8 protein-coding genes are annotated in these 8,555 nt (G+C 70.9%); 6 read left to right on the forward strand and 2 right to left on the reverse strand.

Annotated features, from left to right (window positions below):
- The first annotated feature begins 3 nt into the window (after positions 1-3).
- The 4 genes from ACFQ7F_RS31150 (at position 4) to ACFQ7F_RS31165 (ending at position 4,004) form a co-directional block, all read left to right on the forward strand.
- The gene (locus ACFQ7F_RS31150) at positions 4-513 is read left to right on the forward strand and encodes a MarR family winged helix-turn-helix transcriptional regulator (protein ID WP_383277473.1); all 510 of its coding nucleotides are present in this window, start codon (positions 4-6) and stop codon (positions 511-513) included.
- Between the two features lie 90 nt (positions 514-603).
- Positions 604-936 carry a DUF3817 domain-containing protein gene (locus ACFQ7F_RS31155; RefSeq protein WP_351163967.1) on the forward strand — a complete coding sequence of 111 codons (333 nt, stop codon included), beginning with the start codon at positions 604-606 and terminating at the stop codon, positions 934-936.
- An 86-nt stretch (positions 937-1,022) separates the two neighbouring features.
- Positions 1,023-2,723: a methylmalonyl-CoA mutase gene (locus ACFQ7F_RS31160; RefSeq protein WP_383277477.1), complete on the forward strand. Its 1,701-nt coding sequence runs from the start codon at positions 1,023-1,025 to the stop codon at positions 2,721-2,723.
- Positions 2,724-2,903: 180 nt separating this feature from the next.
- On the forward strand, positions 2,904-4,004 hold the full coding sequence (locus ACFQ7F_RS31165) for an alpha/beta fold hydrolase (protein WP_383277480.1): 1,101 nt from the start codon (positions 2,904-2,906) through the stop codon (positions 4,002-4,004).
- Positions 4,005-4,010: 6 nt separating this feature from the next.
- On the opposite strand, the gene ACFQ7F_RS31170 is transcribed toward ACFQ7F_RS31165, so the two are convergent.
- The gene (locus tag ACFQ7F_RS31170; protein ID WP_383277483.1) at positions 4,011-5,396 is read right to left on the reverse strand and encodes a sensor histidine kinase; all 1,386 of its coding nucleotides are present in this window, start codon (positions 5,394-5,396) and stop codon (positions 4,011-4,013) included.
- Positions 5,393-6,097: a response regulator transcription factor gene (locus tag ACFQ7F_RS31175; protein WP_383277486.1), complete on the reverse strand. Its 705-nt coding sequence runs from the start codon at positions 6,095-6,097 to the stop codon at positions 5,393-5,395. The genes ACFQ7F_RS31170 and ACFQ7F_RS31175 overlap by 4 nt, the downstream gene beginning before the upstream one ends.
- 150 nt (positions 6,098-6,247) lie before the next feature.
- On the opposite strand from ACFQ7F_RS31175, the gene ACFQ7F_RS31180 reads away from it, so the two are divergent.
- Entirely contained in the window at positions 6,248-7,438 is a 1,191-nt protein-coding gene (locus ACFQ7F_RS31180) for a glycosyltransferase (protein WP_383277489.1), read from the forward strand.
- On the forward strand, positions 7,435-8,442 hold the full coding sequence (locus ACFQ7F_RS31185) for a GDP-mannose 4,6-dehydratase (RefSeq protein WP_383277492.1): 1,008 nt from the start codon (positions 7,435-7,437) through the stop codon (positions 8,440-8,442). Before ACFQ7F_RS31180 ends, ACFQ7F_RS31185 begins: the two co-directional genes overlap by 4 nt.
- Positions 8,443-8,555: the final 113 nt, after the last annotated feature.

The raw sequence follows: 8,555 nt of genomic DNA on the forward strand, positions 1-8,555 counted from the left end.
GGCGTGCCGAAGCCGCTCAGTCTTCCCTTCGATCCCATCGCCCGCGCCGACGAACTCTGGAAGCAGCGCTGGGGTTCCGTACCGGCGATGGGTGCGATCACCTCGATCATGCGGGCGCACCAGATCCTGCTCGCAGAGGTCGACGCGGTCGTCAAGCCGTACGGACTGACCTTCGCGCGGTACGAGGCGCTGGTCCTGCTCACGTTCTCGCAGGCCGGCGAGTTGCCGATGTCCAAGATCGGCGAGCGTCTGATGGTCCACCCCACGTCCGTCACCAACACCGTCGACCGCCTGGTCAAGTCAGGCCTCGTCGACAAGCGCCCCAACCCGAACGACGGGCGCGGCACCCTCGCCTCCATCACGGAGAAGGGCCGCGAGGTCGTCGAGGAGGCCACGCGCGAGCTGATGGCCATGGACTTCGGGCTCGGGGTGTACGACGCCGAGGAGTGCGCGGAGATTTTCGCGATGCTGCGGCCCTTGCGGGTGGCGGCGGAGGATTTCGAGGAGCAGTAGAGCGGCGGCGGTGGAGCAGTAGAAGCTCCCGTTCCGGTCGTGCGGGGGTCGCCGGAAGATCGCGCAAAACGGGCCGATACGCTCGTGGGCATGAAGCGATCCGTGCTGACCCGTTACCGGGTGATGGCCTACGTCACCGCCGTCATGCTGCTCGTGCTGTGCACCTGCATGGTGTTCAAGTACGGCTTCGACAAGGGTGAGGGCCTGACGCTGGTCGTCTCCCAGGTCCACGGTGTCCTCTACATCATCTACCTGATCTTCGCCTTCGACCTGGGCTCCAAGGCGAAGTGGCCGTTCGGGAAGCTGCTCTGGGTGCTCGTCTCCGGCACCATCCCCACCGCCGCGTTCTTCGTCGAGCGCAAGGTCGTGCGCGAGGTCGAGCCGCTGATCGTCGACGGCTCCCCGGCCACCGCGAAGGCCTAGCCTCCACCCCCTGAAGCGCCGCCACGGACATACCCGTGGCGGTCAGCCATCGACATTTACTAGGACGTCCTAGTAAATTCGAAGGTATGGACGCTGACGCCATCGAGGAGGGCCGCCGTCGCTGGCAGGCCCGGTACGACACCGCGAAGAAGCGCGACGCGGATTTCACCACGCTCTCCGGCGACCCGGTCGAGCCGGTCTACGGGCCACGGCCCGGGGACGCCTATGAGGGATTCGAACGGATCGGATGGCCCGGCGAATACCCCTTCACCCGCGGACTCCACCCCACCGGCTATCGCGGCCGGACCTGGACCATCCGCCAGTTCGCGGGCTTCGGCAACGCCGAGCAGACGAACGAGCGCTACAAGATGATCCTGGCCGCGGGCGGCGGCGGACTCTCCGTCGCCTTCGACATGCCGACCCTGATGGGCCGCGACTCCGACGAGCCGCAGTCCCTCGGCGAGGTCGGGCACTGCGGGGTCGCCATCGACTCGGCCGCCGACATGGAGGTCCTGTTCCAGGACATCCCGCTCGGTGACGTCACGACGTCGATGACGATCTCCGGACCCGCGGTCCCCGTCTTCTGCATGTATCTGGTCGCCGCCGAGCGGCAGGGCGTCGACCCGGCCGTCCTGAACGGCACGCTCCAGACGGACATCTTCAAGGAGTACATCGCGCAGAAGGAGTGGCTCTTCCAGCCCGAGCCTCACCTGCGCCTCATCGGCGACCTGATGGAGCACTGCGCGCGCGACATCCCCGCGTACAAGCCCCTTTCGGTCTCCGGCTACCACATCCGCGAGGCCGGGGCGACGGCCGCGCAGGAGCTCGCGTACACCCTCGCCGACGGCTTCGGGTACGTCGAGCTGGGCCTGAGCCGCGGCATGGACGTGGACGTCTTCGCGCCCGGACTCAGCTTCTTCTTCGACGCGCACCTGGACTTCTTCGAGGAGATCGCCAAGTTCCGAGCCGCGCGCCGGATCTGGGCCCGCTGGATGCGCGACGTGTACGACGCGAAGACCGACAAGGCCCAGTGGCTGCGCTTCCACACGCAGACCGCGGGGGTCTCGCTGACGGCCCAGCAGCCCTACAACAACGTCGTACGCACCGCTGTGGAGGCCCTCTCCGCGGTTCTCGGCGGCACGAACTCCCTGCACACGAACGCCCTCGACGAGACCCTCGCGCTGCCGAGCGAGCAGGCCGCCGAGATCGCGCTGCGCACGCAGCAGGTGCTCATGGAGGAGACGGGCGTCGCCAACGTGGCGGACCCGCTCGGCGGTTCCTGGTACGTCGAGCAGCTCACCGACCGCATCGAGGCCGACGCCGAGAAGATCTTCGAGCAGATCAAGGAGCGGGGGCGCAGGGCGCATCCCAACGGGGAGCACCCCATCGGGCCCATCACCTCCGGCATCCTGCGCGGCATCGAGGACGGCTGGTTCACCGGTGAGATCGCCGAGTCGGCGTTCCAGTACCAGCAGTCCCTGGAGAAGGGCGACAAGCGGGTCGTGGGCGTCAATGTCGCCCATGGTTCCGTCACCGGTGACCTGGAGATCCTGCGGGTCTCTCACGAGGTGGAGCGGGAGCAGGTCAAGGTCCTCGGCGCGCGTCGCTCCGCGCGGGACGATGCGAAGGTTCGGGCCTCGCTTGATGCGATGGTGGCGGCTGCGCTTGATGGGTCGAACATGATTGGCCCCATGCTGGAGGCGGTTCGCGCGGAGGCGACGCTGGGGGAGATTTGTAACGCCCTGCGGGACGAGTGGGGGATCTACACCGAGCCGCCGGGGTTCTAGTTCGGGTTCTTCGGGTGCGTGGGGATCTGCGGGGCCGTTTTGGCTGGTCGCGCAGTTCCCCGCGCCCCTGAAAGCGCCCTTCGGGCGCCCCTTCCGAGCCCGGCTGAAAATTGTGGGTGTCAGATGCACGGGGCTGGGTAGGCGCCGCCCGTCCAAGCGTCCTGCCCCCTGGAGTCACCTGTGCCGCCCGTGAGCCTGTCCGGCCCCTCCCGCACCGCTGCCATCGCCATCGGGGCCGCCTCGGCCACGCTTCTCGGGGCGCTGATGCTGGCCGGTTCCGGAGAGGTGAGCGCGAGCCCGCCGCCCGAGCCGAAGGTCCAGGACACCTTCGACTCGCTCGGCCCCGCCGTGCACGCGGCGAAGCTCAAGAACGGCCGGACGGCGCACTACTCCGACACGGGGAACAAGAAGGGCAAGCCCGTCCTCTTCATAGGCGGCACCGGCACGAGCGCTCGTGCCGCGCACATGACGGACTTCTTCCGCACGACCCGCGAGGACCTGGGCCTGCGCCTCATCTCCGTCGAGCGCAATGGCTTCGGTGACACGGAGTACGACAAGAAGCTCGGCAAGGCGGACTTCGCCGACGACACCCTCGAAGTCCTCGACAAGCTCGGCGTGGACGACGTGAGCGTGATCGCGATCTCGGGCGGCGGTCCCTACGCGGCGGAGCTCGCGGGGCGCGCCCCCGACCGCGTCTCGGCCCTGCACCTCGCGGCCGCCCTGCCGCCCTACGGCACGAAGCCCGAGTACTGCTCGATGTCCGACGACGAGCTCGCCGACACCGTGAAGGACTCCATCAAGGACCCGCGCAAGTGGTGGGCGTTCCCGGACGACAGCCCCGTCAAGTCGATACCGGGCTTCGCCGACACGGCGTACGAGGAAGGCGCGCGCACCTACAACCAGCGCGGCCAGCAGGCGGACCCCGCGCCGCAGGTGCACGAGCAGAAGCTGTACTGCGGACGGCCCGGCCCGGATCTGAAGAAGCTCGACGCCCCCGTGTACCTCTACGGCGGCGAGAAGGACACGACGGTGCCGCCGGCGACCCTCAAGACCTGGCAGGACGCACTGCCGGGCAAGGCGAAGGTGCGTACGTACGCGGACTCCGGGCACGACGTGCAGTACCGCCACTGGGACCAGATCCTGGTCGACATGGCAGGCCACGGCGACCGGACGGTCGTCTGCCGCGGCAAGCACACCCGCGTCCTGCCCGCCGGGGAAGCTGACCGCCTCGTCGCCAAGGGCAAGGCCACGCTGGGCAGCTGCGCCTGGAAGAACAGCTAAGAACGACTAGCCGGGCAGCGTCAGTCTGAACAGCGCGCCCCCGCCCGGTGCCGCCTCCGCCGAGAGTTCGGCCCCGTGCGCGTGGGCGATCTGGCGGGCCATCGCGAGGCCGAGGCCCGAGCCCGGCAGGGCGCGGGCCTTCTCGGCGCGGTAGAAGCGGTCGAAGACGTACGGCAGGTCCTCCTCCGCGATACCGGGCCCGTGATCGCGGACCGTCAGGGCGGTGGGGGTGAGGGAGACCTCCACGGGGGTGCCCGGCGGGCTGAACTTGGCCGCGTTGTCCAAGAGGTTGGTGACGAGGCGGGAGAGGCGCGCGGGGACGCCGGGGATGCTCGTGCCGTCGGTTTCCGGCGTCATGTGGAGCGCGAAGGGCACCTGCGGCCAGTGGCCGCGCGCCGCGTCCACGACATGGGCGACCAGGGGAGCGAGCCGCACCTCCTCCAGGAGGGGCTGCGGCTCCTCGTCGCGGGCCAGCTCGATCAAGTCGTTGACCATGCCGGTCACTTCGCGGAGCTGGCGGCCGAGCGCGCCGGACGCCCGTTCGCGCTGCGCGTCGGTCAACCGGTCCGCGCGGGCGAGGAGTTCGGCGTTCGTGCGCAGCGCGGTCAGCGGCGTACGCAGTTCGTGCGAGGCGTCGGCGACCAGGCGCCGTTGCGCGGTGACCGACTTCTCCAGCTCGGCCAGCATCGCGTTGAACGAGGCGGCGAGGCGCGTCACCTCGTCCTCGCGGCCGGCCGGTCCCGGTGGCAGCTCGATGCGGTGGCGGGCGTCTCGGGTCGCCGCGATGCGCTCCGCCGTGGCGGTGAGGCGGGCGACCGGGGCGAGGCCGGTGCGTGAGACCCAGTAGCCGCCGAGCCCCGACAGGAGCACTCCGGCGCCGCCCACCGCGGAGAGCAGCCCCGCTGCCTGCCGCACCCCGCGCTCGGCGATGTCGGCGCGCAGGGCCACCTGGACGGCGTTCCCCGTGCCGTAGTTGGTGGTGTACATCCGGGTCGGCTTCCCGTTCAGCGTGAGGCTCGTGTAGTACGGCGCCGTCCGTCGGCCCGCGACCTGCCGGGTGGACTCGGTGACCGGGAGGAGATACGGCTTCGACGGGTCGTCCGCGGGGTCGGCGGGGACGATCTGCGAGCAGGCGGGGGCGCCCATGAAGCGGCACTCGCCGGTGACGACGCCGGGCTCGGCGTCGTAGTTCCGCTGCTGGGCGATGAGGCCCGCCGACTGGGCGAGGTTCTGGTCGAGCTGCTGGTAGAGCTTGTAGCGGATGACGAGGAACGCGGCCACGCACACCCCGACCGCGACAAGCGCGACGGCCGCCGCGGCGGCGAGCGCGAGCCGGGTGCGCAGCGGTCGCCTGCGCCGCCACTGGGCGCCGAGCCTGCGCCGGGCGCTCACGGGCTGCCGAGCCGGTAGCCGACGCCGTGCACGGTGTGCACCAGGCGTGGTTCGCCGCCCGACTCCAGCTTGCGGCGCAGGTAACCGACGTACACGGCAAGGGAGTTGGAGTCGGGGCCGAAGTCACGCCCCCAGACCGACTCCTGGATGAGGTCGCGCGGAAGCACCTGCCCCGCGTTGCGCAGGAGCAGTTCGAGCAGGGCGAACTCGGTACGGCTGAACTCGACCGCGCGGTGGCCGCGGCGGCCGGTGCGGGTCGCGGGGTCGAGGACGAGATCGGCGTACACGAGGTCGTCGCCGTCGGCGGGGGAGTGCGGCTCGGGCGCCGCGCGGCGCAGGAGGGCGCGCACGCGGGCGACGAGCTCGTCGAGGGCGAAGGGCTTCACCAGGTAGTCGTCGGCGCCCGCGTCGAGGCCGTCGACGCGTTCGCTGACGGAGCCGAGGGCGGTGAGCACGAGGACCGGGGTCCGGTCGCCTGCGGCGCGCATCTGGCGGCATACGGCCAGGCCGCTCAGGACCGGCATCATGACGTCCAGGACGACGAGGTCCGGCTCCCACAGGGCGATGGCGCTGAGTGCGCGCTGCCCGTCGGGGGCGCTGCGGACGAGGTGGCCCTCGATTGTGAGGCCGTCCTCCACCGCCGCGCGGACCTCGGGGTCGTCGTCCACGACGAGGATCTTGGCCGCGGGGGGCGTGGTCACGACCTTCCCCAAGCTCTCGACTGCGTTCGAGCAGGGGATGCCCCGATCGCCCTGCGGCACGCCTGCCCGGTCCTCGTAGATCTCATGGACCCAAGGTGCCAAACGCGGCTCTTAAAACCCTCTTAGACCTGCTCGTGATGCTCCATTGCCATGCGAACACCCGATATGCGATCTCCCGAGGCAGGGGTCCGAACCCCTCTCTCCGTCGTCATCGGCGCGGGCGGCACCGGTGGACACATCTATCCCGGGCTCGCCCTCGCCGACGCCCTGCGGCGTGCCGTGCCGGACGCGGTCGTCTCCTTCGTCGGTACGCAGCGGGGTCTTGAGACCCGGCTGATACCGGACGCCGGGTACCGGCTCCACACCGTCGACATGATCCCGTTCGACCCGTCGCTCGGCGCCAAGCGGTTTCTCCTGCCCGCCGCCCTGGTGAAGTCGGGCGCCCAGTGCCGGGCGATCCTGCGGGAGCAGGGCGCGCAGGTCGCCGTCGGGATGGGTGGCTACCCCAGCGCTCCCGTCATCGTCGGCGCGAGGATGGCCGGTCTTCCGAGCCTCATCCACGAGTCCAATGCCGTCCCCGGCCGCGCCAACCGATTCGCGGCCCGCCTCACCCCGCACATCGCCGTGGCCTTCGATCGCAGCCGGGAGCATCTGCCGGGCGGTGAGCGTGCCTACACCACCGGGATGCCCATCGCGGCGCCGCTCGCCGCGCTCGACCGGGGTGCCCTGCGGGCCGAGGCCCGCCGGGAGTTCGGGGTGCCGGAGGGGGCCCGGATGCTGCTCTTCAACGGCGGCAGTCTCGGCGCGGCCCGTCTCACCGAGGCGGCCGTGGGGCTCGCGGCGCGCTGGCGGCACCGCGGCGACGTACAGCTGCTCATCAAGACGGGGCCCGCCGCGCTCGACGAGACGCGGCGGTGTCTGGTGGCGGCGGGTGCGGAGGGGATTGCCCGCGCTGTTCCCTACCTGGACCGGATGGACCTCGCGTACGCCGCCGCCGACCTGGTGGTCTGCCGTGCGGGCTCGGCGACCGTCGCCGAACTCGCCGCCACCGGGGTGCCCGCCGTCCTCGTCCCCTACCCGCACGCGCCGGGCGACCACCAGACCCACAACGCGCGTGTCCTGTCCGACGCGGGCGCGGGGCTGCTGCTTCCCGACGGCGAGACGACGGCCGCGCGGCTCGCGGAGCTCGTCGGGCCGCTGCTCGCCGATCCGGCGCGCCTCGCCGCGATGAGCGGGGCGGCCGATCCGGGCCCGCATGCGCGGGCGGCGGACCTGCTCGCCGAACGAGTCATCCAACTGACGCACCACACACCGAACTTCTCGCACCTGGAGTACGCATGAGCAGCAACGGCACTTCCTTCGGCTGGGCGGGGCGCACCGTCCTGGTCACCGGAGCCGAGGGCTTCATCGGCTCGACGCTCGTCGATCTGCTCCTGGAGCAGGGGGCGAAGGTCCGCGCCTTCGTGCACTACAAGCCGTACGCGGAGAAGGGCCACCTCGCCCATCTGATGGGGGACCCGCGGGTCGAGATGCTCGCGGGCGACGTCCGCGACGCGGGGCGTGTGATGGACGCGGTGGAGGGCTGCGACACGGTCTTCCATCTGGCCGCGCTGATCGGGATCCCGTACTCGTACGACTCTCCGGGGGCGTACGTCCAGACGAACGTCGTCGGTACGGAGAACATCGCGGAGGCGTGTCGGCGGCACTCGGTGCGGCGGCTCGTCCACACGTCCACGAGCGAGGTGTACGGGACGGCGCTGACCGCGCCCATATCCGAGGACCACCCGCTCCAGCCGCAGTCCCCGTACTCCGCGTCGAAGATCGGCGCCGACATGATGGCGCTCTCGCACTGGCACGCGTTCGAGCTGCCGGTGACGGTGGTGCGCCCCTTCAACACCTACGGTCCGCGGCAGTCGGCCCGCGCGGTGATCCCCACGATCCTGGCCCAGCTGCACTCCGGTGCGCGGGAGATCAAACTGGGCTCGCTCACGCCCACGCGGGACTTCACGTACGTGACGGACACCGCGCGGGGCTTCATGGCGCTTGCGGAGTGCGAGGCGGCCGTCGGCCATGCGGTCAATCTGGGGGTGGGCCAGGAGATTTCGATCGGGGATCTGGCGGAGGCGCTGATCGATGCGTCGGGCCGCGAGGCGAGGGTGGTCGTCGACCCGTCCCGTCTCCGCCCTTCGGGCAGCGAGGTCCAGCGGCTCCTCTCCGACAACTCCCGGGCGAGGGAGTGGGCGGGGTGGACTCCGTCGGTCTCCCTGCCGGAGGGCCTGAAGCGAACCTCGGAATGGGTCGCCGAAAACCTCCGCCTCTTCGCGGCGGACCGCTACCAGGTCTGACCTGCGCCTGCCTGCGCCTGCGCCTGCGGATCGGCGGGGCGCCCCCTGTCCCGCCGCTGCGCGGCGGATTCTTCCCGCCCACCCACCCGATCACCCGGGGCAATCGGGTGGGC

Origin of the sequence: Streptomyces sp. NPDC056486 (assembly GCF_042795295.1) — a bacterium.
GTDB lineage: Bacteria > Actinomycetota > Actinomycetes > Streptomycetales > Streptomycetaceae > Streptomyces.